The organism is Nocardia sp. NPDC050408, assembly GCF_044458905.1.
Taxonomy (GTDB): Bacteria; Actinomycetota; Actinomycetes; order Mycobacteriales; family Mycobacteriaceae; genus Nocardia.
In genome coordinates, this window is the sequence record NZ_JBITIL010000001.1 from 79,949 (window position 1) to 102,398 (window position 22,450).

Below are 22,450 nucleotides of genomic sequence, written 5' to 3' on the forward strand. Positions count from 1 at the left end.
GTATTGGCTTTACGGGCGGTCCCGTAGCGGGTGCACTTGGGGTGAAGACTCGAACGTCACTCAGGGGTGGGGGCAATGGACGGAATCTTTGTCGTGATCGGTGTCCTGGCGCTGTACGGCACGATCACGATCATCCATTACGCGAACCGTGGCAGTCGGGGGCGCCGCAACCGCCGCAGACGAAATCGATGGGCCGCGGGCAGTGGTGGTGGCGATGGAGGCGGCGGTGGTTGCGGCGGCGGCTCGAGTTGTGGCGGTGGATCCAGCTGCGGCGGCGGCTCGGGCTGCGGGGGCGGCGGCTGTGGTGGCGGCGGTGGTTGCGGCGGCGGCAGCTGATTCAGCGCCGTTTCGGTAGCAGACTCTCGAATGCGCTGTCCACCAACGCTCTTCGCTGTGCTTCGGTGCTCGGGAGGGTGTCGGGGGAGACGCGGGCCAGTTGGTTGAAACCGTGGTAAATGCTCACGGCGACAACTGCTCTGGTCCGCGCCTGCGCGGTGGTCAGTCCGAGTTCACGCAGGAGTTCCGCGACGTATTCGATGCGTCGGTCCGCGACTCGGCGCAATGTCGCGGCGACCGGCGGCTGGTCCGCCGAGGCTAGTAGGGCCAATTCGATGCGTCCGGTGGCCGCGTAATCGATGACCTGGGCGAAGAGTCGATGCAACCGCTCGGCCGGGTCTGTCTCGACGGCGATCTCGGCGATCACATCGTCGGTGCTGCGCTGCTCCCAGCGCGCCAGCGCCGCATCGATGAGGGCCGCGCGGTCCTTGAAATGCCAGTAGAAGCTGCCCTTGGTGGTGCCGAGCCGCTTGGCGATGGGCTCGACGGACACCGCCGCCAGACCGCCCACCGCCAGCGCGTCCAGTGCGGCCTGTGCCCAATCGTCGGCGCTGAGCCGTGCCTTCGCATCCCCTTGTGCCATTCCCATACGCTACCGTATGGTTAATCCATACGGTAGCGTATGGGATATCGGAGGAATGCAATGCCGACTTATGAGATTCCCGAACGAGCCACCCTGGCGCGCTCGCCGGGAATCGATTGGGATTACATTGATTCCCATGTAATAGTGCTGCCGTCCGGCGCTCCTATCGATCCGCGGGAATGGACCCGAAAGATATTCTTCGGCAAGCCTTTTCCCGATCGCGAAAGCGACGAGCATGAGCACGTGACCGCCGATGCGATGACGGTTCTCGACTTTGTCGTCTCTGTTCTCGTCGACGACGGCACGGTCACCATCACGTCTCTGGTCAAGTATCGAAATCGCTGGGGCCGAAGGTATTTCGCCATTGTGCGGCCATTTCACCGTCGGCTCGTGCCATGGATGCTCGCGCGCGCCGCCCGCAGTTTCGCCCGCTGACGCGCCGTATCGAACAGATGCGGCGGACGACTCCCTTCGACAGTCGTAGGCTGAACCCATGTCTGGCGACATACGCGGTGTGCTCTACGACATCGACGGTGTGCTGGTGACCTCATGGCACGAGATCGACGGCGCGGTCGAGGCCGTGCGCCGCGTGCGCGAAAGTGGTTTGCGCCGAAGGTTTCTCACTAACACCACCTCCCGGACCTGCGACGAGATCGCCGAGCGGCTGCGGGAAGCCGGATTCGATGTCGATACCGCGGAGATCGTCACCGCCGCCCGGCTCACCGGCGAATACGTGGGCCGCCGCTACCCGAATGCGGCAGTGTGGGTGCTCAATCATGGCGATATCGAGGCCGACCTCGCCGAGCTGACTCTCGACGACGAAAATCCGGACGTCATCGTAATCGGCGGCGCCGGTGCGGAATTCACGCATGATGCGCTGAGCAGGGTGGCGGAGCTGATGCTGGACGGTATACCGGTCGTCGCGATGCACGGCGGCCTGACTTGGGCTACCGATACCGGGCTCCGCATCGATGCGGGCGCATACCTGCCGGGTCTGGAGGCGGCGGGCAATGCCGAGATCGCGGTGGTCGGCAAGCCCGCGGCGGCCGGATTCCGAACCTGTGCCGACCTCATGGGCCTCGATCCGGTCGAGGTGCTGATGATCGGCGACGATCTGCATTCCGATGTACTCGCTGCCCAACGGGTCGGTATGACCGGAGTTCTGGTGCGCACCGGCAAATTCCGGCCCGCCGTTCTGGCGACGGCTTCGGCCACACCGGATCACGTCATCGATTCCGTCGCGGAACTGCCCGCGTTGATGAAAGGTCTGTCGAAAGAATAATTCTAAAAAAGTCCTTCAAAATACTTTCGGCGTGCCGAACCTCTCGACATCCTCCGATGTGGCAAACAATCAGTGACAACCCTTGTAGGGGTAGTTAGATCGGATAGCAGCCTCCCGTAAGCGCAATAGCAACCGCGCGGCCAACTTTCGGCTAACGCCTGTTTCGCCGAAGGTTGAGACGAACAGCCCGATCCATGACGAGGGGATCGGGCCCTTCGGTATTGTCTGCCCCAATGTCACAGGATGCGAATACGGGACGAATGTATGCCGGGCAACCCGTAGAGGACCGGCAACGTCAGCGGCGTGCGCGTTTTCTGGAATCGGGCCTGACGGTCTTCGCGCGCGATGGCTACGCCAATAGTTCGGTCGGCGCTATCTGTAAGGACGCGGGACTCTCCTCGAGGCAGTTCTATGAGGAGTTCACTGGCCGCGAATCCCTCCTACTCGAGCTCTACGAGCAGATCGATAAGGAATCGCGCGAAGCGGTGACCGCCGCCCTGGAGAAGAAATCCGACGCGACCGCGCTGGAGATCATCGTTGCCGCGGTGCGCGCTTACGTCGAATCCATCGGCTCCGATCCGCGCAAGGCGCGAGTGGCGCTGGTAGAGGTCGTCGGCGCCGGGCCGAAGGTGGAGAAGTTCCGGCTGGAGCTGCGTCGCGTCTGGGGTTCGCTACTAGCCAGCGCCGCGGAGGATGCCGCCTTGCACGGCGAAATCCCAACGGGCGACTACGAGATGCGGGTGCTGGCCATAATCGGCGCGGTCAACTACGTGGTGGATTCGTGGAGCGGCTCGGACCCGCGACCACCACTGGACGACGTGATCCGAGTGCTCAGCCGCGTGATCATGGGTGCGGTCGGCGCGTAGTTCCGCCAGCCGTCGGCTAGCGTGCGCTGTATGGAGACCGTTCCCATCCAGATGCCGGACGGCACCACCGTACCGGTGCGGCTGTTCGCGGCGACCGGTGCGCATCGGCATCCAGTGCGCCCGGATGCGCCGCGTCCGGTGGTGGTGATGGTGCCCGGCCTCGGTGTTCCGGCCGGGTACTACGAACCGTTCGCCCAGGCGCTGGCCGCGCGCGGCTTCGATGTCGCGATCGGTGAGCTGCGCGGCGTGGGTGACAGTCGTCCGCGTCCGAGCGCCGCGAGCACGTTCGGCTACCACGAACTGGCCTCGGTCGACTTCCCGGCGATCTTCTCGGTGGTGCGCGACCGATTCCCGGACAGCACCCCGTATCTGCTCGGTCACAGCATGGGCGGCCAACTCGCGGTGCTGTACGCGTCGCGGATCCGCGGCCGCTTGGGCGGGCTGATCCTGATCGCCTCCGGCACCCCGTATCACCGCGGGTTCCGGGGCATTTCGGGTCCGGGCATGCTGGTCGGCACCGCGGCCATGTCGCTGACTGCCAATCTGACCGGCTTCTGGCCCGGCGACCGGATCTCGCTCGGCGGCTTCGGACGCCAGTCGAAGGTGCTGATGTCGGACTGGGCGCGGCTGGCCCGCACCGGCCGCTTCGCGCCGGTCGATGCGGATATCGACTACGAGGAGCGGATCGCCAGACTGAAGCTGCCGGTGCTGTCGATCACCATGACCGGCGACGATCTCGCGCCCAGCAGTTCGGCCGCCCACCTGCTGGCCAAGATGCCCAAGGCCGAGGTGACCACCTGGGTGCAACCGGAACCGTTGGGGCACAACGGTTGGATCCGTCAATACAGCAGCACGGTCGATCAACTGGAGAAGTGGCTGCGGGACCGCTGATCGGACGACCGCGCGCCTTCGACGAAGCGCAATCCCCCAACCCGTCCTAGGCTGTGTTTGTGTCGAATGAGCAACGGCGGCAACTACATCTGGATGTCATCGCGGAATTCCGCGCCAATGCGGGAAAGGTCGGCGGACAGTTCGCGAACATACCGCTGCTCCTGCTTACCACCACCGGTGCCCGCACCGGCGAACCCCGCACCTGGCCGCTGGCATATCAGCGCGACGGTGACCGGGTAGTGGTCTACGCCGCCAACGGTGGGCGGCCGAATCGTCCGGGGTGGTACCACAATCTGACGGCGGATCCCGAAGCCGTCGTCGAGGTCGGAACCGAATCTCGGCCCGTGACCGCATCCTTCGCGGAAGGTGAAGAACGGCAACAACTTTGGGAACGCAAGCTGGTGGACGCGCCGTTCCTCGCCGACTTCCAGGCGAAGGTGTCCTGGCAGATTCCGGTGGTCATCCTGGCTCCCACCAACGGCAATTCATAGGCATTAGCGCTGAATCGAACCCGTCACGTGGTGACATACTCCGCGTACGGCGTCGCCAGGTCCCACAGCCGCGTTTGCACGCGCCGGCAGTACTCCGCGATCCGTGGATCGCTTGTCACCGCTGCGCCAGCCGGTTTGCCGTTGGCGTCGGACAGGTTGAAAGCGACACGTTCGTCATCGAACAACCACCAGTCATCTGGTGGGACCTCTCCGGCGAGATGACGGGGCAGATAACGGATGTTCTCCCCGGACTCGATGTTCCGGCCAGTGATCGACAGTAGCCAACGGTGGTAGTCGCTATGTGGCACGGTGACGATGCGGACCCGACTTACTGATACGCCTCTGTCCGTGGTTTCCCGCATGAGCCCATGCCACGGGACAGGCGGCTCATCTGGTGGTGGCTCCCCGTTGAGGAACGCTCGCAGACGGTTGTTCTCGGCAGGCTCCGCGTACGAGTCCCGGACTTCGAGGTGGAACGCGCTGCGCCGCAACCCACGGAACCATTCCGGCCAAGGGGCACCGTCGACCAATAGCACCGTAAACGTCCTCTTCCTCAATGCGGTTCGGCAACTAGACGAAGCGGCTGCGCGCGCTCTCGCCGTCTAAAATGCGGAGAGGAGCAGGGATTTCACCGCTGTGGCATCACCGATCGCCTGCAATCAGCCCGCAGCGGGGAGACCCTTCGCTACCGCCGGTGCCAGGAACTCGACAAGGAACGACTCGACGTATTCGCCACGCTGGTCCAAGAATCGGCGGGTGTGCGGCTGGCGTTCGTGCTCCTCGAATGCGGCTCGGTCACGGTAGACCTCGTAGAAGATCCGCGAAAGTGGTTCACCGTCAACCGTGTGAGTCGCGTAGACCAGCGTGCCGGGTTCATTCTCGGTGATGCGCCCAACGGTTTCCGCGACCAGTTCATCGAACGCCGCCGCTTTATCGACGTCGAACAGATCGAACTTCACCACGAGCGCGAACATCGGCCAACCGTACAACAGCGGTGCACGACCTTTTCGACCTCGAGGTCAGAGCCGCGGATGGGTTGGCGAAAAGGCGCTGCATCAGCTGCGACCTTCGGAAGGTGCTAAGTGTGATCGGAGATTTCGCCGAGATGGTTGCTGAAGCCGTCGAGCATCGCCGTGAGGCCGATATCGAAGTGGTCGGTGTCGGCGGTGGCGTCGGCGGCTGCGGCGAGGGTGTTGTAGTCGGGGGCGTTCGGGGTAGGTTTGCGGCTGCGCTGGGATGCTACGGCGGCGACGGTGTGGCTCAGGATATGGCCGACTACGTATTCGCGTAGGCATCGGGCGAATTGCAGGGCTGCCGCGGGGGTGAAGCCGACGCCTTGTAGACGTTCGAGCATCCAGTTTCCGGTTTCGATTGCCGCGGCGCTGCGGACCGGTCGCGTTGCGAAGATCGGCACGGCATTCGGGTGTCGGCGCAGTGTGGAACGTAGGCGATGGGCGTAGGCGCTCATCAGCTCCGGCCAATCTTCCTGCCACGGTAGGGTTTCCATCTCGAGTTCGTCGAACATTGCTTCGGCGATGCCGTCGAACAGGTCCTGCTGATCGGCGAAGTGCCGGTAGGCCGCCATCGGGTCCGCCCCGAGTGCCGCACCCAATTTCCGCATGGTGAAGCCGTCTAGCCCCGCCGTATCGATGACGGTCAGCGCCGTCGCGGCGATATAGTCGCGATTCAATGCGATCCGGGTGGTCGGCTTCGGCTTGCTCATGCGCTCATCTCGTCGAACAGCGCCACCAGTCGGGCGACGAACTGCTCCGGCTGCAACTGGTAGGGCACATGTCCGCCAGGGAATTCCACACAGTCCCGGTCGAGTTCGTCGGCCAGCGCATGCGCGGCAACGTAGTACGGCTTGCCGACACTCTCGCGTCCGGTCGTCAGCCGCCACGGCACCTCGACCTTCCGCAGGGCGGCCAGGTCCGGGTGGTAGTCGAAGCAGAAGGCGGGAAGCTCGCGGCGCAGCAGCAGGTCGGCATTGTTCAGTTGGCGGGTCATGGTCGAGGGCTGGGTTCGGGTGATCCGGCGGAGTGCGGCTCCGATCGCGAGCGATACGCGACTTGCACCGGCCAGCAGAGTTTGTCCCGGACTCGACCGGAGGATCCATGGCACATTCGGCATGGTCAGAACGCCGAATGCCGCGAATGCCCGCATCGGACTCTTGGCAACGGCGAGTTCGCCGATGTCGGCGATCTCCTGCCGCGCAGGGCTTTCGACGGGCAGCAGTTGGACCAGCGGCGGTTCGTGCACGATCGCATCGATGAGCCGATCTTCGGATGCGGCAAGCAGTTCGAGCGTGATGATCGCGGCACCGCTGCTGCCGAAGATGTGGGCGCGCTCGATCGCGTAGGCGTCGAGGATCGCGATGACATCCGCGGCCTGCGTCGCGACATTGATTGCGGCGTGTGGCTCGGTGAGCGGGCTGCGCGAATTGCCGCGCCGGTCGAAGGTGATCACGCGGAAGATGTCGGCCAGCAGCGGCACGACAGCTTCGTACATTCCGGCATCACCGCCGCCTCCGGAAATGAGGATCAGGTCCGGCCCGGTTCCGGCTGCTTCGGTATGCAGTCGCGCGCCAGCGGTTTCGACGATTCGTACCACGGGTTCGGCCACTACAGCTCCTTGTCTACAACGTAGACCAAGTCTACGGCGTAGACATACCGCCGCAAGAACTCGGCCCGGTGCAGGATGCACCGGGCCCGGTTGTACGTGATTACCGCTCCATCAAAATCTGCGTGAAGAATTCGTAGATGAGTCCGGCCTGGAATGCCGATTGCTTGTTGTCGGCCGCGCCGCCGTGGCCGCCTTCGATGTTCTCGTGGTACCAGACGGTGTGCCCCTGCTCCTCGAGCAGCGCGGCCATCTTGCGGGCGTGGCCAGGGTGGACTCGGTCGTCGCGGGTGGAGGTGGTCAGCAGGATCGGCGGGTAGGGCGCGTCGGCGCGGACGTTCTGGTAGGGCGAGTACTTGCTGATGTACGCCCACTCTTCCGGCTTATCCGGATCGCCGTATTCGGCCACCCAGGACGCACCCGCCAGCAGCAGGTGATATCGCTGCATATCGAGCAACGGGACTTGGCAGACGATGGCGCCGAACAGTTCCGGATAGCGGGTCAGCATGACGCCCATGAGCAGGCCGCCATTGCTACCGCCGACCGCGCCCAGTTGTTCATGTGTGGTGATGCCGCGGGCCACCAGATCCTTGGCGATCGAGGAGAAGTCCTCATAGACCTTGTGCCGGTTGGCCTTCTGCACCGAGGTGTGCCATTGCGGGCCGTATTCGCCGCCACCGCGGATATTTGTCATCACCCAGGTGCCGCCGCGTTCCAGCCAGCCCATTCCGGAGGCGCCGCTATAGGCCGGGGTTCGGGATACCTCGAAGCCGCCGTAGCCGGACATCACTGTCGGACCGGGGGTGTCCTTGTGGTCGCGGTGGCGGATTACGAAGTAGGGCACCATGGTTCCGTCGTCGGAGCGCGCGAAGAATTGCTCGGTTTCGATGCCCTCGGCGTCGAAGAAGCCGGGTTCCTGTTTGAGTTGTTCGGTACGGCCGCCGACCGCGCTGGCGAGCAGGGTGGCCGGAGTGGTGAATCCGCTTGTGGTCAGCATGAATTCGTCGCCGCCCTCGAGCGGGTCCAGATTCATCACGCTGGTGGTCGCCATCGGCGGGGTATCGGCGAGCGGCTCCTTGTGCCAGCCGTCCGGACCGGGCGTGAGGACATAGAGCTTGGTCTGCACGTCCTCGAGGGTGATCAGCAGCAGATGGTTTTCGGTCCAGCCGTATCCGTGCAGCGAGGTGTGCTCGTCGGGGGTGAAGATCACCTCGAATTCCCGTGCACCGGAAAGGAATTTCTCGAAGTCGAGGGCCAGCAGCGCACCGGCCGGGTAGGTCTTGTCGCCGATCTCCCACGGCGACTTCAATCGCACCAGGAACCAATCCTTGTACCAGGATTCGCTTGCGTCGGTCGGCACATCGAGATGCCGCAGACTGCCGTCGCTTTCGAGCAGGTACACCTCTTCGTTGAAGAAGTCGGTGGCGCGGCCGACGAAATGCCGTTCATAGCCGGGAGTCCGGTCGTACCCGGCCGATACCGCGACATCGCCTGCCTCGCCCTCGAATACCGTTTCGGCCGCGGCGAGCGGGGTGCCGCGCCGCCAGCGCTTGGCGATACGCGGATAGCCGGAATCGGTGAGCGAACCCGGTCCGAAATCGGTGCCGACGTACACCGAGTCGATATCGATCCAGCGGAGCTCGGACTTCGCCTCGGGCAGGAAGTAACCGCCGTCGGCCGGATCGATGAATTCTCTTGTCTCGATATCGAATTCGCGCACGACCTTGGCATCCGCGCCGCCGCGGGACAGGCTGATGAGCGCACGCGACTGCTCCGGCCGCAGCACTGCGGCGCCGCCCCACACCCAGTTCTCGCCCTCCGCGGTGCCGAGCGCGTCCAGGTCGATCAGCACATCCCAGTCCGGCGCTTCCTTGGCATATTCGGCGAAGGTGGTGCGCCGCCACAACCCGCGGGGATGTTCGGCATCGCGCCAGAAGTTGTAGAGCCAGCGGCCGCGCCGACCCGGGTAGGCGATCTTGGTATCGGTATCGAGCATGTCCAGGATGCGGCGCTCGAGCTCGGTGAACCGATCGGAGCTGGCGAAACGCTCGACAACCACCTCGTTGTGCGCGCGGGCGAAGTCGAGGGCCCGCTCATCGGTTACTTCTTCGAGCCACAGGTAGGGATCGGTCACAGTTTGCTCAACGCCCGTCATGTCCACATTGTTGCCGAGAGGCTTCAAAGGTGAGATATCACTCGGTGAATCGGGCAATTCGGGCGCGCTGTTACCGGTTGCTCGACATCGAGTCAAGGTCTGACATACGTGCCGGTCGGCTCAGTAGGATCGCTGCTCCGATATCGAACCGAGGCGGAAGGTGGCCGGTTTGCCACAGTTTCTCTGGGAGCAGCACTGCTGCCTGCCATTACTGCATTCCGCGCGGATCGCGGATCTGGCGCGCTATCCGCTCGGGTCGTATTTATCGGTGAACGTCGGATATTCACGCCAGTCGACCGAGGATTCGCTGGCGCTGCTGCACAAGTTCCGCCGGGATGCGCTGGATAATGGCCGTTTCCGGCTGATCGAGCGGTTCGCCGATATCGGTGCCGCCGATACCATTTCGCTGGCCTTCGACCTGGAGGATTCGGGGCCGCTGGGCGGCGATCCGGATAACCTCGAGATCTTCTACGAACTGGGCGTTCGTTCAATGCTGCCGACCTATAACCACGCCAATGCGGCTGGTTGCGGTTGTCTGGATACCGACGACACCGGACTCACCGCCTACGGCCGAGATCTGGTGCGCAAACAGAACGAGGTCGGCATATTCGTCGACGGTTCGCACTGCTCCCGGCGCACCGGACTCGACTTGGCCGAATGCACCGAAGTTCCGATGATCTACAGCCATTCCAATTTCGCCGCACTGTGGGCGCATCCGCGCAATATCACCGATGAGCAGGCGCTGGCCTGTGCGCGGACCGGCGGAGTTATCGGTATCAATGGCGTGGGCATCTTCCTGGGGCAGAACGCGATCGATGGCCGAGCCGAGCGGGTCGCGGCAATGGCCGCGCATATCGAATACGGTGCGGAACTCGTTGGAATCGAACATCTCGGCATCGGGTCGGACTACTCCTTCGATGCCGAGGATTTCAATGAAATGCTCACCCAGGATCCCGGGGCGTTTTCCGACGCGTATACGAAGTGGGGACCGCTGCAATGGGTGCCGCCGGAGGATCTGCTCGGGCTCAACGAGCTACCCGGACTGGATGCCGAGCTTGCCGGTCGTGGTTTCAGTGCCGGGGACCGGGCGGCGGTATTCGGTGGCAACTTCGCCCGGATCGCACAGCAGGTCTGGCGTAACTAGCGCGGTGCTTCAGTCACCGAGGTGCGCGGCGGCGACGCGCTTGGGGACGACCATGCGCCATGCCTCGATGACCAGTTCCGTCAACTCCGTCTCGTCGATGGCATCGAGCCGCACCCGGACCCAGTTGTATCGCTCGTCGCGCGGCAGCGACATCAGGAACTTGTCGGGCTCACCCGCGACCAGTGCCGCCCGCTCTTGCTTGGGAAAGGCGAAACCCATGCGGGTCTCGTCCGTGGACAGCGCCAGGTACACGATGCGGCCCACCCGGAACTTCGCCCGATCTCGCACCAGCGCCTCGGTCGTTCGCGGCAGGCTCAACGCGATCCGTCGCACGTCATCGGAGGTCACCACCGGACCGATTATCGTCGGCCGAGCCGAATCGGCTACGGCTGCTGTCGTGTAAATAATGTTCACCTGACCGTGGTGCGCACACCGATGGATGCATTTCCATTTCAAGAGCTGATGGCTATCGCTGCTGCTGGCGGCCCGAGGGGGTTTAGTTCACCGCTGCCGTGTGCCGCAGCCGCCAGCCGAGGTATCGCAGCCCCGCGCAGCTGCCCGGTCGCACGAAAGCCGCGGTGCCATGTGGCGCGCGTCTCATAGTTGCCGGGGGAGGGTGGGTGAAGTTCGCCCGACAGAGTTAGGCTCGACGACGTGACTTCCCATTACGACGTTGTCGTTCTCGGTGCCGGTCCTGGCGGTTATGTCGCCGCCATCCGTGCGGCACAACTTGGCCTCCGTACCGCCATCGTCGAGCAGAAGTATTGGGGTGGTGTCTGCCTCAACGTGGGCTGCATCCCTTCCAAAGCGCTGCTGCGCAACGCGGAACTCGCGCATATCTTCACCAAGGAAGCCAAGACCTTCGGCATCTCCGGCGATGTGAGCTTCGACTTCGGCGTCGCGTTCGACCGCAGCCGTAAGGTCGCCGACGGCCGGGTCAAGGGCGTCCACTTCCTGATGAAGAAGAACAAGATCGACGAGTTCGACGGTAAGGGCACCTTCACCGACGCGAACACCCTCTCGGTCGCCCTGTCCAGCGGCGGCACCGAGACGATCACCTTCAGCAATGTCATCATCGCCGCGGGCACCGTCACCAAGCTGCTGCCGGGCACCTCGCTCAGCGCGAATGTGGTGACCTACGAGGAGCAGATCCTCACCCGCGACCTGCCCGGCTCGATCCTGATCGTCGGCGCCGGCGCGATCGGCATGGAGTTCGGCTACGTCCTGAAGAACTACGGCGTCGACGTGCGCATCGTGGAGTTCCTGGACCGTGCGCTGCCGAACGAGGACGCCGACGTCTCCAAGGAGATCACCAAGCAGTACAAGAAGCTCGGCATCACCATCACCACCGGTGCGGCCGTGCAGTCGATCGACGACGACGGCTCCAAGGTCACCGTGTCCATCAAGGACAACAAGACCGGCAACCTGGAGACGGTCACCGTCGACAAGGTGCTGCAGGCCGTCGGCTTCGCGCCGCGAGTCGAGGGCTACGGCCTGGAGAACACCGGTGTCGCGCTCGAACGTGGCGCCATCGTCATCGACGACAACATGCGCACCAATGTGCCGCACATCTACGCGATCGGTGACGTGACCGCGAAGCTGCAGCTCGCCCACGTAGCGGAGGCTCAGGGCGTCGTCGCCGCGGAGACCATCGCCGGAGCGCCGACGGTCCCCCTCGGCGACTACCGGATGATGCCGCGCGCCACCTTCTGCCAGCCGCAGGTCGCCAGCTTCGGCCTCACCGAGCAGCAGGCCCGCGACGAGGGCTACGACGTGAAGGTCGCCACCTTCCCGTTCACCGCCAACGGCAAGGCGCACGGCCTCGGCGATCCGACCGGTTTCGTCAAGCTGGTAGCCGACGCCAAGTACGGCGAACTGCTCGGCGGCCACCTCATCGGTCCGGATGTCTCCGAGCTGCTGCCGGAGCTGACCCTGGCCCAGAAGTGGGACCTGACCGTCAATGAGCTGACCCGCAACGTCCACACCCACCCGACGTTGAGCGAAGCCTTGCAGGAAGCGTTCCACGGCCTCGCGGGCCACATGATCAACTTCTGATCCGTGTCCAAGACGGTGGCGTTCGGACCGAAAGGTCCGGGCGCCACTGTTTTTCATAGGAGCTGATGATGCGACGCAAGTGGTTGATCGGTGGTGCGCTGGTGCTCGTGGTGGTGTTGGCGCTGGCGGTCGGCGGCTATTACCTGATGAACTCGCGCACCTTCCAACTGGCGGGACGGTTGGTGAACCGGGTCGATACGACCGACAGGGTGGTCGCATTGACCCTGGACGACGGCCCGACCGACAAAGCGCCCGAAGTGTTGAAAGTTCTTGCCGAAGCCGGGATTCCAGCTACCTTCTATCTCATGGGCCGGGACTTGGCCGCGCATCCCGAATACGGCAGGGCGATCGCGCAGGCCGGTCACGAAATCGGCAATCACACCTACAACCATCGCCGCATGGTGCTCGTCTCCGGCGATACCGTCCGCGACGAGATCGAACGAACCGAAGCGGAAATCGCGAAAACCGGTTACCAGGGCCCGGTCACCTTCCGCCCGCCCTACGGCAAGAAACTCTGGGCTCTGCCGAAGTACCTGTCCGACCATGACCGCACGACGATCACCTGGGATGTGGAACCCGACTCGGGCCAACAGGCGAGCACCGACGCGATCGTCACCGAAACCGTGGCCAAAGTGCGGCCGGGCTCCATTGTCCTACTGCACGTCATGGGGCAGGGGCACGATTCCCTCGCCGCAATACCGCGCATCGTCAGCGAACTCCGTTCCGCCGGTTACCAATTCGTCACGGTGTCGGAGCTGCTGCGGCACTGAGGATCGTCAGAGCATGCCGTATGCGTGGGTGGGTGTCAGGCGGACGAGGGCGCGGCGGTCGGTGACCATGGCCTTGCGGTATTCGTCCCAGTCGGGGTGCTCGCCTGAGCCCGCTCGGTAGTAGGCGACCAGTTCGTCGACGGTGGAGTCATTGGGGTCGGCGGCAACCGGGGTGAGGTCGACGGTGCCCTCGATGACGGCGTAGGCGAAGAAGTCGTCGCGGGTGATGTGGATCGCGGCCCACGGATCGCGCACCAGGTTGTGGTACTTGGCCCGGTCGGCGGTGATGGAGATGCGAATGATCCCGTCGTCATCGACCACATGCAGCACATTGGACAGCTGTGGGCGACCGTTGCGCCGAATAGTGGTGAGCACGGACCGCTTGGTTGTCCGCGCGAAATCAACAGCTGAGGAAATTTCCATACCCACACCAACCCACCACAACCTCCCGACCTTCCCGCTGGTCGGTTGTGCACTGTGTATTGGTTGCGGCATCGGCCGAGAGACCTACTCCACCAGTACATGATGATCTTCGTCGTCTGGTCAGCCGCGGTGGTAGGTGGCTTGGGCTTCGTGGACTCGGGGCATGTTGGTTTCGATGATTCGGATGAGGTCTTCGAGGCGTTCGGCGACTTGGGCGCCGAGGTCGGTGAGGGTGTACTCGACTCGTGGGGGGATGGTTTCCTGCACTTCGCGGTGCACCATGCCGTCGCGCTCGAGGGCTTGCAGGGTTTGGGAGAGCATGCGCTCGCTGACACCGTCGACGCGGCGGCGCAGGGCACTGAACCGGTACGGCCCTTCGCGCAGCGCGACCAGGGCGAGGGTGCCCCAGCGGCTGACCACGTTCTGGAGCACCGGACGTGACGTGCAGTTTCGGGCGAATACGTCGGATTCCAGCGTCGGATCGTCGGTATCCACCAACGGCGTGCGCTGAGTGGTCATGGAATCGATAGTACCCAACTTGACCAAAGTGGCTACGGAATGCATAGTGCTTACTATTAGTTAGTACTTGATGAACGTATAGACCATGGAGGTAAGTCATGAGCGTCGCCGTAACCGGAGCTGGTGGGCAGCTGGGCCGTCTCGTCATCGAGGCGCTATTGCGCGAGGGGACCACGCCGGTGGTCGCGATCGTGCGTGATCCGCAGAAGGTCGCCGATCTGGCCGAGCGGGGCGTTGAGGTCCGACAGGCTTCCTATGACGACGCGGAAGCGCTCGACCGCGCGCTGGACGGTGTCGACCGGGTGCTGCTGGTCTCCGGTAACGAATTCGGTGCGCGAGTCGCCCAGCACACCAACGTAATCCGGGCTGCCGAGCGCGCGGGTGTGGAACTGCTTGCCTACACCAGCATTCCGCGCGCCACCGAGAATCCGCTCATCCTGGCCCAGGAGCACCGGGGCACCGAGGAGGCGCTCGCGAAATCTACTGTCCCGCACACACTCCTGCGCAACGGCTGGTACTGGGAGAACTACTTCGGTGCGCTCGGGCACGCGGTCGAGTCCGGCGTGCTGCACGGCGCCGGGGGTGCCGGTCGTGTCGCGGGTGCCGCGCGCGCCGACTACGCCGAGGCGGCCGCCAAGGTGCTGACCACCGACGGCCACGCGGGCCGGATCTACGAACTCGGCGGCGATGAGCGCCTCACTTATGCCGAACTCGCCCAGGTGATTTCGCAGGCATCCGGCAAGCCGGTGCGCTATGAGAACCTGTCCGAGCAGGACTACAGCGCGGCGCTCGAGCAGGCCGGTCTGCCCGGCGACTACGCCGCTGTGCTCGCTGATGCGGACGCCGGCGTCGGCGACGGCATCCTCGATGTGGACTCCGGCGACCTCCAGAAACTGCTCGGTCGCCCGTCCACTCCCGCGGTAGAGGTCTTCCGCGCCGCCCTCGCCTGACGCATCCAAGGGTGAGTTCATCGGGCTTGCACGCCGCCGTCGCAATGTAGCGAGACGGCGTGCAAGCCGTTGTCTATCAAATGAACTGGTCAGCTGAGGCGCTGAAACCGTGCGCCGTCCGAGTGCGACGCATCCAAAATGGGTTCACCGGACTTGCGTGCGGCCGCGTGTTACCCGCGCTCGTCGATGTGACATGCAAGCGCGTTGTGCGTCAAAGGAATTGGTAGCTGAGGTGCCGAGGTTATCTGCCGCCCTAGCGTGATGCATGCACACCGGGTTTTCCATGCGGCAGCGTGTTATCCGTGCTCCTCGTTACCGCGTGCAAGCGCGTTGTACGCCAATGGAATTGGCTAGCCGAGGTGTCGGATTCGCCCGCCGTCCCAGCGCGCATTCAGCGGGGTCCACCGGGCTTGCGCACCGCCGCAAGGCATTGGCAGGCGTATCAGCCCGGTGTCCAACGGAATTGGTCAGTTGAGGCTATCGAGGTCGCACGCCTTGCTTGCGGCACGGCATGCGACCTCGATCCGCATCAGACCCACTGCACCAATTGCAGGATGATGCCGTTCGGATCGGCTGTCTGGAAGTACCGCTCGCCCCAGGGCTCGGTTTCGATCGGGGTGACGATCGGTACGCCCTCGCGCTGGAGCCGTTCGTACTCGGCCTCGATATCGTCCACGACGAAGGCGACCAGTAGGCCCTCGCCCGCGCTCCCCGCTTTGTCTATCGGCCTGAAGCTGTCTAGACCGGTGCGCAGATAGCACAGGGTGAAACCGGCATCGGGCCGGGTGACGGACACGAAGCCGTCGGCCGACATCTGCTCGGTGAAGCCGAGGTGGTCGATGGCGAACTTGGCCGAGGCCTGCGGGTCGGCCACATTGAGCGAGATGGCGGAAGCGGTGATGTTCACTAGATCCTCCTCTGAAGCAGGACTCAAATACTATACTAAGTATGCTGTACTTTGTAGAGAAATTTCCGAGCGGCCGAACTGTTGCGTGTGACACGCCGATACGATCGGCTTTCGCACAAGGATCTCGCGAAACGAGGAGGCGGCATGGCCGAGCAATCACGGGACCGCAGCAGCGCGGGCGATCCCGTGCGCACCTTGGAACTGCTCTGGCGCGTGCCCGTCGCATCGGTACGCGGACCGAAACAGCGCAGCAGTGTGGATGCCGTGGTCGCGGCGGCCATCGGAATCGCGGATACGGATGGGATCGGCGCGCTCACCATGCGAGCCGTCGCCACCAAGCTGGGGCTGACCCCCATGGCCACCTACACCTACGTACCGGGCAAGGCGGAACTCGTCGACCTCATGCTCGATGCGGTCTACCAGGAGATGTCGCGTGCCGACCTGGCCGAGCTGCCCTGGCGCGATCGTGTCGCTACGATCGCCGCCGAGAATCGCGCCATGCTGGTCCGCCACCCGTGGGTCGCCTACCTGCCGACCGCGCGGCCGCCGCTCGGCCCCGGCGTCGCCGCCAAATATGAACACGAACTGCGCGCCTTCGACGGCCTCGGCCTCGACGATCTCGAGATGGACGCCGCCGTCACCTACGTCCTCGGCTTCGTCACCTCGGTGGCGCGAATCGCCATCGACACCGAGCGCGCCGCCGCCGATAGCGCCATGTCCGACCGGCAATGGTGGGAGCGCGCCGCACCGCTGCTGGCCCAATTCTTCGATGACGAGCGCTACCCGCTCGCCGCCCGCATCGGCGCGGTCGCGGGGCAGGCGTACGACAGCGCCTACAGCGCCGACCATGCCTATGAATTCGGTCTGGCGCGAGTCCTGGACGGCTTGGCCCAGCTCATCGAAAACTGCTGAGCCGCAGGGTTACTGATCGCCGGGCTCGTTATGCGGTTTCGGATGCCGTGCGGCGTCCGCGCCGCCGGGAAGCATGAAGCTTGTGATCACGATGGATAGAAGGATGAATCCCGCCACGATCAACACGAGGCTGACGGTCATGACGGCCCCTTTCTCCTGTCGAGCCGACAGTTAACTGTCAGCTAGCTTGATGGAGGGGTTTCCGATCCTGGTGCCGTCACACTATGGTGTGCGACACACATCGGTTATTGTCTCGAAAGCTGTGGTGCGGCATGACGACGGTCACGGAAATCGTCATTCTGTGCGTGTCGCGTTTCAGTTTAGGGGCTGTCGGGGGTGATCGCTCTGGAATTGCTAAATCGAGAATGGACGGCGTTGGCGAGAGGCGAACTGCGCACCGACGCCGCGGTAGGTCAGATGCCGTCGCGCTGGATCCGCAGCGCGGTAATGGTCGCGGCCAGTCCTTCGTACTGATTGATGAGCAGCACGATTTCGATCAGGCTGCGCTCGTCGTAGTGCTCGGCAAGGGCGGTCCAGGTGGCGTCGTCGATATCGCGGGTTTCGACCAACTTGTCGACCGCGGTGAGCAGCGCGCGATGCTTGTCCGACCACCCCTCGGCGGCGGGCCCGGTGCGAACTCGGTCCAGGATCTGCGGCGTGATGCCAGCTCGCCTGCCGAGGCGAATGTGATGGTCCATCTCGTAGGCGCAGTCGCGCAGTTGGGCGACGCGCAGGATGACCAGCTCAGATTCATGCCTGGGCAGTCGGCCACCCGGCATCAACCGTCCGGAGAAGTGCAGCCAGCCGCGAAACAGTCCCTTGGTGCGGCCGAGCGTGCTGAACAGATGTGCGTCGTCCGTCCCCGCAGCGCGTGAAAGTACCTGCCAGACAACCCAATTGATCGGGCCCAACTCCCGGAGTCGACCCGGTGAAATGCGTGGTCGCAACGCCGAAACCATGCCTGTGCCTCCTTGCTCGCCGCCGGCGGCGGGATCCGTCCTGCCGGAACGAATCCGAGCGTACTAGCGGGTAGGTCCGCGATCGGCGGGTCGGCGGCACCGAGTTGCGCTTTCCGGTGGTCTTCGCGGCGACGGCGGGTCATCATCAGTACCGGCGCGGTGGATGTGGGGCGCCGGGGTGAACCGGATGAGGGTAGGAAATACGCGATGCTGGTGAAGATCAAGACCGGAGCGAATCTCTCCGGGGCCGAACAGGAGTTCGTGGAATGCCTGCGGTTGTATCCGACGACCGCAGTCGCATTGGTCGGCCTGGAGATCGGCGAGCACGGATCCCGTCGGGTCGACGCGGTCATCCTGACCCCTCGCGGCATTACCGTGACCGATATCAAGGGCTTCCGACGCCGCCAGAGCGGGATTCTGAACATTCCGGGCGACGGCCGATGGATGATCAGCGCCGAGCCTGCCGACCTGGACGAGGAGATCTCCGGCAATCCCATCGATCAGCTGGAACACAGCGTGCACGCGGTGAAAACCCGGCTGGAGCGGGCGCTGATCGATCCGGGCCACATCTGCGGCGCTGTCGTACTCGTGCCGTTCCGCGGGGTCGCGGTGCGACCTGCCCGGACCAACCTGCGTCCCGGCATGGATATCCTCGTCTCGAATGCCCGTGACGCGACCGAACTCCGCATCTACCTCGAGGGTTTCTCCGCCGGACCGCGCAGCTGGACCGCGGATCGGGTCGGCGCCGCCTGCGATGCACTCGGCGCCACCGAAAAGCCTTCGCGCGCCGAGCTGCTCGCCGATGGCTTCGACGAGGTGCAGCCGAAAGCGCCGTCGCCGTCGGCGCGGGAGCTGCGCCGGCACGTCATCCCCGCGCCGCTGCCGCCGAGTAAGCGGCAGACGGCGGCGGGGTGGGCGGTCTTCGCGGTTGCCCTGGTCGGAATGGTTGTGGTCCTCATCGTGATCGCGAGCTCACTCGCCCACGATTCGACCGATCCGGCCCGCGAACCGGATACCTCGACAACGAGCGTGACGCCTTCGCCGCCGCCGCACCATCCGACCGAGTGTTGGCCCCTGCAGACCAACTGCTGATTCAGAACGCGGCTTCGTCCAGCTCCATGATGTCGTTATCGATCGCGGCGATAATGTTCTTCACCGCGGTCAACTCCGGCAGTGCGTTCTTCGCGAAAAAGCTTGCGACGGCGACCTTTCCGGAATAGAACGCCCGATCCTTCGGCGGTGCCTCGGCGGCCAGTGCGGCGGCCGCGATCTCGGCCTGCACCAGCAGTCGCCAGGCGATGAGCAGATCGCCGACCGCGAGCAGGAAGCGCACCGAACCGAGTCCGACCTTGTACAGCTGCTTCGGATCCTGTTGGGACGCCATCAGATAGCCGGTCAGCGTGGCCGCCATCGCCTGCACATCCTCGACCGCGGTGGCCAGCAGCGCCCGCTCGGTCTCGAAGCGACTGGTCTCGGCCTCCAAGAAGGCGGCGATCTGCCCGTTGACGTGCGCGAGCGCCACACCCTTGTCCCGAATGATCTTGCGGAAGAAGAAGTCCTGCGCCTGGATCGCGGTGGTGCCCTCGTAGAGCGAGTCGATCTTCGCATCGCGGATGTACTGCTCGATCGGGTAATCCTGCAGATAGCCCGAACCGCCCAGTGTCTGCAGTGATTCGGTCAGGTACTGGTAGGCCCGCTCGGAACCGACCCCCTTCACGATCGGCAGTAGCAGATCGTCCACTCGGTGCGCCAATTCCGCGTCCGCGCCCGAAACCAGCTGTGCCACATCGGCATTCTGGTGAGCAGCGGTGTAAAGGTATACCGCGCGCAGACCTTCGGCGTAGGCCTTCTGCATTGCCAGCGAACGCCGCACATCCGGGTGGTGGGTGATGGGGACGCGCGGGGCGGCCTTATCGGTCATCTGGGTCAGGTCCGCCCCCTGCACGCGCTGTTTGGCGTAGTCGAGCGCATTGAGGTATCCGGTGGACAGGGTGCCGGCGGACTTGATGCCGACCACCATGCGTGCGTTCTCGATCACCTGGAACATCTGCGCGATGCCGTTGTGCACCTCGCCGACCAGCCAGCCCTTGGCGGGCACATCGGTCGCACCGAAGGTCAGCTCACAGGTGGGCGAGGACTTCAGACCCATCTTGTGCTCGACACCGGTCACGTAGACGCCATTGCGGTCGCCCAACTCCAGCGTGTCGTGATCGAACAGAAATTTCGGCACGTAGAACAGCGACAGGCCCTTGGTGCCCGGACCGGCGCCTTCCGGACGAGCCAGTACCAGGTGGAAGACGTTCTCGGCGGTCTCGCCGACATCACCGCCGGAGATGAAGCGCTTGACGCCCTCGATATGCCAGGAGCCGTCCTCCTGCTTGACGGCCCTGGTGCGTCCCGCGCCGACATCGGAACCGGCATCGGGCTCGGTCAGCACCATGGTGCCCGCCCAGCCGCGGTCGTAACCCTTTGTGGCCCACTGCTTCTGCTGTTCGGTGCCGACATTGAACAGCACCGAGGACATCACCGGGCCCATATTGAAGAAGCTCGCCGCCGGATTGGCGCAGGTGAGCATCTCATTGACCGACCAGATCACCGCCGCGGGCGCCGGCGTGCCGCCCATTCCCTCCGGCATGCCGAGCCGACTCCAATCGGCCTCGTGCACGGCCTGGACGGTCTGGCGTAGCGGTTCGGGCACCGAAACCGAGTAGGTGGCCGGATCGTAGACCACCGGGTCGCGGTCGGCCGCTGCGAAGGATTCCGCCACCGGCCCCTCGGCGAGCCGCTTCACCTCGGCCAGGATCTCGCGCACGGTTTCCGAATCGAGATCGCCATAGGCACCCGTATCAAGGAGTTTGTCCAGTCCTAACACCTCGAACAGGTTGAACTCGATATCCCGAACGTTCGCCTTGTAGTGACCCACCGGTCCTCCTCGGACTCACGCCTCCACGGCCGGGCAGCCGCGGAATCGGCGTTTTGACGTTGTACAAAAAGAGCCTGCCGTACCGCTGTCTTGCTACGCAACCGTAGGCAGGGCGGCCTCCTCACAGCGGTTTGCCGACCGATTTCCGCAAACGTTCACACGGCCGAAACGTGCGCAATGGACTCGTCACCGAGAGATATTCCGGCGCAACAACTTCTGTCTAACGTTCGCACCACGAATACAGCCGCTGTATACAACCCGGTCTACAGCCGTGACCGGGGCAAAGGCGGGCGTATTCGGCGCGGCGCACGCAGCGCCGCCGAATACCTGATGAAGTGAGAAGGGTGGCGCTCCATGCCAGAATCCCGTGATACCCGTCGATCGCGCTCGCGCCGCGTCAGCAAGGCGCTGGTCGCGCCGACGGCCGTCGCACTCGCCGGACTGTTGCTGACCGGCTGCGGCGCCAAGGATGACGCCTCGGCCAGCGGCTCCAACGCCTCGTCCTGCGTCGATACCTCCAAGGACTCGATCAAGATCGGCTCGCTGCACTCGCTGTCGGGCACCATGGCGATTTCCGAAGTCACCGTCGCCAATTCGACCAAGCTGGCCGTCGACCAGATCAATGCCGCGGGCGGTGTACTCGGCAAGAAGCTCGACCTGGTACTCGAGGACGGCGCCTCGGATCCGAAGACCTTCGCGGAGAAGGCCGAGAAGCTGATCAGCTCCGACTGTGTCGCGGCGGTATTCGGCGGCTGGACCTCGTCGAGCCGCAAGGCCATGAAGCCGAAGTTCGAGAGCCTGAACTCGCTGCTCTACTACCCGGTCCAGTACGAGGGCCTGGAGGACAGCAAGAACATCTTCTACACCGGCGCTACCACCAACCAGCAGATCCTGCCCGCGCTGGACTATCTGAAGCAGAAGGGCATCAAGTCCCTGTACCTGGTCGGCTCGGACTACGTCTTCCCGCAGACCGCCAACCGGGAGATCAAGGCCTACGCGGCCGCGAACGGCATTGAGATCAAGGGTGAGGACTACACGCCGCTCGGTTCCACCGACTTCTCCACCATTGTGAACAAGGTCCGTAATGCCAAGGCGGGCGCGGTATTCAACACCCTTAACGGCGACTCGAATGTGGCCTTCTTCCGTGAGTACACCAATGCGGGCCTGAAAGCCGCTGATATGCCGGTGGTTTCGGTATCCATCGCCGAGGAAGAGGTCGCCGGTATCGGCGCGCAGAATATCGCCGGACAGCTGACCGCGTGGAATTACTACCAGACCGTCGACACACCCGTTAACAAGAAGTTCGTCGCGGACTACAAGGCCGCATTCGGTGCCGACAAGCCGACCTCGGACCCGATGGAGGCCGCCTACGCCTCGGTCTTCCTGTGGAAGAACACCGTGGAAAAGGCGAAGTCGTTCAAGGTGGCCGATATTCAGGCCGCAGCCGACGGCGTGACCTTCGATGCCCCGGAGGGCCTGGTCACCGTCGACGGCTCCAACCACCACATCACCAAGACCGCCCGCATCGGCGAAATCCGCCCGGACGGCCTGATCTACACGGTGTGGGACTCGGGCAAGGCCGTGACGCCGGACCCGTACCTGACGTCCTACGAGTGGGCCAAGGGCCTCAAGTAGTCGACTGGCGCCGGGTGCGGGGTCTGTGAG

General features: G+C 64.2%; 26 protein-coding genes. 13 read left to right on the plus strand and 13 right to left on the minus strand.

Features of this window, described 5'->3' with window-relative positions; all coding sequences use genetic code 11:
* The first annotated feature begins 148 nt into the window (after positions 1-148).
* Positions 149-355, plus strand: coding sequence for a hypothetical protein (locus ACIBJI_RS00395; RefSeq protein ID WP_397082575.1), 207 nt, complete (start codon positions 149-151; stop codon positions 353-355).
* Here the strand turns inward: ACIBJI_RS00395 and ACIBJI_RS00400 are convergent.
* Positions 338-919, minus strand: a complete 582-nt coding sequence (locus tag ACIBJI_RS00400) for a TetR/AcrR family transcriptional regulator (RefSeq protein ID WP_397082577.1) — start codon at positions 917-919, stop codon at positions 338-340. The genes ACIBJI_RS00395 and ACIBJI_RS00400 overlap by 18 nt on opposite strands.
* Before the next feature lie 144 nt (positions 920-1,063).
* Here ACIBJI_RS00400 and ACIBJI_RS00405 point away from each other — a divergent pair, with 144 nt between their 5' ends.
* The 5 genes from ACIBJI_RS00405 to ACIBJI_RS00425 all read left to right on the plus strand — a co-directional run bounded on the left by ACIBJI_RS00405 (position 1,064) and on the right by ACIBJI_RS00425 (position 4,449).
* Complete coding sequence (locus ACIBJI_RS00405; protein WP_364353610.1) at positions 1,064-1,354, plus strand: DUF2867 domain-containing protein; 291 nt, start codon at positions 1,064-1,066, stop codon at positions 1,352-1,354.
* Between the two features lie 58 nt (positions 1,355-1,412).
* Positions 1,413-2,201: an HAD-IIA family hydrolase gene (locus ACIBJI_RS00410; protein ID WP_396958238.1), complete on the plus strand. Its 789-nt coding sequence runs from the start codon at positions 1,413-1,415 to the stop codon at positions 2,199-2,201.
* Positions 2,202-2,434: 233 nt separating this feature from the next.
* Positions 2,435-3,067: a TetR/AcrR family transcriptional regulator gene (locus tag ACIBJI_RS00415; RefSeq protein WP_364353604.1), complete on the plus strand. Its 633-nt coding sequence runs from the start codon at positions 2,435-2,437 to the stop codon at positions 3,065-3,067.
* A 30-nt stretch (positions 3,068-3,097) separates the two neighbouring features.
* A complete protein-coding gene (locus ACIBJI_RS00420; protein ID WP_364353601.1) occupies positions 3,098-3,958 on the plus strand; it encodes an alpha/beta fold hydrolase in 861 nt (286 codons plus the stop codon).
* A 59-nt stretch (positions 3,959-4,017) separates the two neighbouring features.
* The gene (locus ACIBJI_RS00425; RefSeq protein WP_397082579.1) at positions 4,018-4,449 is read left to right on the plus strand and encodes a nitroreductase family deazaflavin-dependent oxidoreductase; all 432 of its coding nucleotides are present in this window, start codon (positions 4,018-4,020) and stop codon (positions 4,447-4,449) included.
* Positions 4,450-4,472: 23 nt separating this feature from the next.
* Here the strand turns inward: ACIBJI_RS00425 and ACIBJI_RS00430 are convergent, their stop codons facing one another.
* The 5 genes from ACIBJI_RS00430 to ACIBJI_RS00450 all read right to left on the minus strand — a co-directional run bounded on the left by ACIBJI_RS00430 (position 4,473) and on the right by ACIBJI_RS00450 (position 9,223).
* Entirely contained in the window at positions 4,473-4,985 is a 513-nt protein-coding gene (locus ACIBJI_RS00430) for a DUF6879 family protein (RefSeq protein WP_397082581.1), read from the minus strand.
* Between the two features lie 123 nt (positions 4,986-5,108).
* On the minus strand, positions 5,109-5,423 hold the full coding sequence (locus ACIBJI_RS00435) for a putative quinol monooxygenase (protein WP_397082583.1): 315 nt from the start codon (positions 5,421-5,423) through the stop codon (positions 5,109-5,111).
* Between the two features lie 104 nt (positions 5,424-5,527).
* On the minus strand, positions 5,528-6,172 hold the full coding sequence (locus ACIBJI_RS00440) for a TetR/AcrR family transcriptional regulator C-terminal domain-containing protein (protein WP_397082585.1): 645 nt from the start codon (positions 6,170-6,172) through the stop codon (positions 5,528-5,530).
* Positions 6,169-7,071 (minus strand): alpha/beta hydrolase, encoded by a 903-nt coding sequence (locus ACIBJI_RS00445; protein ID WP_364353586.1) that lies wholly within the window; start codon positions 7,069-7,071, stop codon positions 6,169-6,171. Before ACIBJI_RS00445 ends, ACIBJI_RS00440 begins: the two co-directional genes overlap by 4 nt.
* Before the next feature lie 100 nt (positions 7,072-7,171).
* Positions 7,172-9,223: a prolyl oligopeptidase family protein gene (locus tag ACIBJI_RS00450; protein ID WP_397082588.1), complete on the minus strand. Its 2,052-nt coding sequence runs from the start codon at positions 9,221-9,223 to the stop codon at positions 7,172-7,174.
* 169 nt (positions 9,224-9,392) lie between these two features.
* Here ACIBJI_RS00450 and ACIBJI_RS00455 point away from each other — a divergent pair, with 169 nt between their 5' ends.
* On the plus strand, positions 9,393-10,367 hold the full coding sequence (locus tag ACIBJI_RS00455) for a membrane dipeptidase (RefSeq protein ID WP_364353580.1): 975 nt from the start codon (positions 9,393-9,395) through the stop codon (positions 10,365-10,367).
* Positions 10,368-10,376: 9 nt separating this feature from the next.
* Here ACIBJI_RS00455 and ACIBJI_RS00460 read toward each other — a convergent pair whose 3' ends face one another.
* The gene (locus ACIBJI_RS00460) at positions 10,377-10,775 is read right to left on the minus strand and encodes an MmcQ/YjbR family DNA-binding protein (RefSeq protein ID WP_397083027.1); all 399 of its coding nucleotides are present in this window, start codon (positions 10,773-10,775) and stop codon (positions 10,377-10,379) included.
* A gap of 246 nt (positions 10,776-11,021) precedes the next feature.
* Between ACIBJI_RS00460 and lpdA the strand changes: the two genes are divergently transcribed.
* Together lpdA and ACIBJI_RS00470 are read left to right on the plus strand one after the other, a co-directional pair.
* A complete protein-coding gene (gene lpdA / locus ACIBJI_RS00465) occupies positions 11,022-12,422 on the plus strand; it encodes a dihydrolipoyl dehydrogenase (protein ID WP_364353577.1) in 1,401 nt (466 codons plus the stop codon).
* Positions 12,423-12,490: 68 nt separating this feature from the next.
* On the plus strand, positions 12,491-13,192 hold the full coding sequence (locus tag ACIBJI_RS00470) for a polysaccharide deacetylase family protein (RefSeq protein WP_364353574.1): 702 nt from the start codon (positions 12,491-12,493) through the stop codon (positions 13,190-13,192).
* 6 nt (positions 13,193-13,198) lie between these two features.
* On the opposite strand, the gene ACIBJI_RS00475 is transcribed toward ACIBJI_RS00470, so the two are convergent.
* Together ACIBJI_RS00475 and ACIBJI_RS00480 are read right to left on the minus strand one after the other, a co-directional pair.
* The gene (locus ACIBJI_RS00475) at positions 13,199-13,615 is read right to left on the minus strand and encodes a PPOX class F420-dependent oxidoreductase (RefSeq protein ID WP_364353571.1); all 417 of its coding nucleotides are present in this window, start codon (positions 13,613-13,615) and stop codon (positions 13,199-13,201) included.
* 120 nt (positions 13,616-13,735) lie between these two features.
* Positions 13,736-14,134, minus strand: coding sequence for a winged helix-turn-helix transcriptional regulator (locus ACIBJI_RS00480; protein WP_396958251.1), 399 nt, complete (start codon positions 14,132-14,134; stop codon positions 13,736-13,738).
* 98 nt (positions 14,135-14,232) lie between these two features.
* Between ACIBJI_RS00480 and ACIBJI_RS00485 the strand changes: the two genes are divergently transcribed.
* A complete protein-coding gene (locus tag ACIBJI_RS00485; protein ID WP_364353565.1) occupies positions 14,233-15,084 on the plus strand; it encodes an SDR family oxidoreductase in 852 nt (283 codons plus the stop codon).
* Positions 15,085-15,613: 529 nt separating this feature from the next.
* Here the strand turns inward: ACIBJI_RS00485 and ACIBJI_RS00490 are convergent.
* Positions 15,614-15,991 carry a VOC family protein gene (locus tag ACIBJI_RS00490; RefSeq protein ID WP_364353562.1) on the minus strand — a complete coding sequence of 126 codons (378 nt, stop codon included), beginning with the start codon at positions 15,989-15,991 and terminating at the stop codon, positions 15,614-15,616.
* Positions 15,992-16,135: 144 nt separating this feature from the next.
* Between ACIBJI_RS00490 and ACIBJI_RS00495 the strand changes: the two genes are divergently transcribed.
* A complete protein-coding gene (locus ACIBJI_RS00495) occupies positions 16,136-16,903 on the plus strand; it encodes a TetR/AcrR family transcriptional regulator C-terminal domain-containing protein (RefSeq protein WP_396958253.1) in 768 nt (255 codons plus the stop codon).
* Positions 16,904-16,912: 9 nt separating this feature from the next.
* Here the strand turns inward: ACIBJI_RS00495 and ACIBJI_RS00500 are convergent, their stop codons facing one another.
* Positions 16,913-17,044, minus strand: a complete 132-nt coding sequence (locus ACIBJI_RS00500) for a hypothetical protein (RefSeq protein WP_364353556.1) — start codon at positions 17,042-17,044, stop codon at positions 16,913-16,915.
* A 272-nt stretch (positions 17,045-17,316) separates the two neighbouring features.
* Positions 17,317-17,850, minus strand: coding sequence for a carboxymuconolactone decarboxylase family protein (locus ACIBJI_RS00505; protein WP_364353846.1), 534 nt, complete (start codon positions 17,848-17,850; stop codon positions 17,317-17,319).
* A gap of 219 nt (positions 17,851-18,069) precedes the next feature.
* On the opposite strand from ACIBJI_RS00505, the gene ACIBJI_RS00510 reads away from it, so the two are divergent.
* Positions 18,070-18,954, plus strand: coding sequence for a nuclease-related domain-containing protein (locus ACIBJI_RS00510; protein WP_364353553.1), 885 nt, complete (start codon positions 18,070-18,072; stop codon positions 18,952-18,954).
* A 1-nt stretch (position 18,955) separates the two neighbouring features.
* Here ACIBJI_RS00510 and ACIBJI_RS00515 read toward each other — a convergent pair whose 3' ends face one another.
* Positions 18,956-20,785, minus strand: a complete 1,830-nt coding sequence (locus ACIBJI_RS00515) for an acyl-CoA dehydrogenase (protein ID WP_397082591.1) — start codon at positions 20,783-20,785, stop codon at positions 18,956-18,958.
* A 354-nt stretch (positions 20,786-21,139) separates the two neighbouring features.
* Here ACIBJI_RS00515 and urtA point away from each other — a divergent pair, with 354 nt between their 5' ends.
* Entirely contained in the window at positions 21,140-22,420 is a 1,281-nt protein-coding gene (gene urtA / locus ACIBJI_RS00520; RefSeq protein ID WP_397082593.1) for an urea ABC transporter substrate-binding protein, read from the plus strand.
* Positions 22,421-22,450: the final 30 nt, after the last annotated feature.

Bases quoted from the DNA above. Each gene is read 5' to 3' on its own strand.
- ACIBJI_RS00420 (WP_364353601.1), top strand. From the start codon at position 3,098: ATGGAGACCGTTCCCATCCAGATGCCGGACGGCACCACCGTACCGGTG.
- ACIBJI_RS00500 (WP_364353556.1), bottom strand. From the start codon at position 17,044: ATGACCGTCAGCCTCGTGTTGATCGTGGCGGGATTCATCCTTCTATCC.
- ACIBJI_RS00435 (WP_397082583.1), bottom strand. From the start codon at position 5,423: ATGTTCGCGCTCGTGGTGAAGTTCGATCTGTTCGACGTCGATAAAGCG.
- ACIBJI_RS00475 (WP_364353571.1), bottom strand. From the start codon at position 13,615: ATGGAAATTTCCTCAGCTGTTGATTTCGCGCGGACAACCAAGCGGTCC.
- ACIBJI_RS00400 (WP_397082577.1), bottom strand. From the start codon at position 919: ATGGCACAAGGGGATGCGAAGGCACGGCTCAGCGCCGACGATTGGGCA.
- urtA (WP_397082593.1), top strand. From the start codon at position 21,140: ATGCCAGAATCCCGTGATACCCGTCGATCGCGCTCGCGCCGCGTCAGC.
- ACIBJI_RS00510 (WP_364353553.1), top strand. From the start codon at position 18,070: ATGCTGGTGAAGATCAAGACCGGAGCGAATCTCTCCGGGGCCGAACAG.
- ACIBJI_RS00440 (WP_397082585.1), bottom strand. From the start codon at position 6,172: ATGAGCAAGCCGAAGCCGACCACCCGGATCGCATTGAATCGCGACTAT.
- ACIBJI_RS00485 (WP_364353565.1), top strand. From the start codon at position 14,233: ATGAGCGTCGCCGTAACCGGAGCTGGTGGGCAGCTGGGCCGTCTCGTC.
- ACIBJI_RS00495 (WP_396958253.1), top strand. From the start codon at position 16,136: ATGGCCGAGCAATCACGGGACCGCAGCAGCGCGGGCGATCCCGTGCGC.
- ACIBJI_RS00480 (WP_396958251.1), bottom strand. From the start codon at position 14,134: ATGACCACTCAGCGCACGCCGTTGGTGGATACCGACGATCCGACGCTG.
- ACIBJI_RS00450 (WP_397082588.1), bottom strand. From the start codon at position 9,223: ATGACGGGCGTTGAGCAAACTGTGACCGATCCCTACCTGTGGCTCGAA.
- ACIBJI_RS00410 (WP_396958238.1), top strand. From the start codon at position 1,413: ATGTCTGGCGACATACGCGGTGTGCTCTACGACATCGACGGTGTGCTG.
- ACIBJI_RS00415 (WP_364353604.1), top strand. From the start codon at position 2,435: ATGTCACAGGATGCGAATACGGGACGAATGTATGCCGGGCAACCCGTA.
- ACIBJI_RS00470 (WP_364353574.1), top strand. From the start codon at position 12,491: ATGCGACGCAAGTGGTTGATCGGTGGTGCGCTGGTGCTCGTGGTGGTG.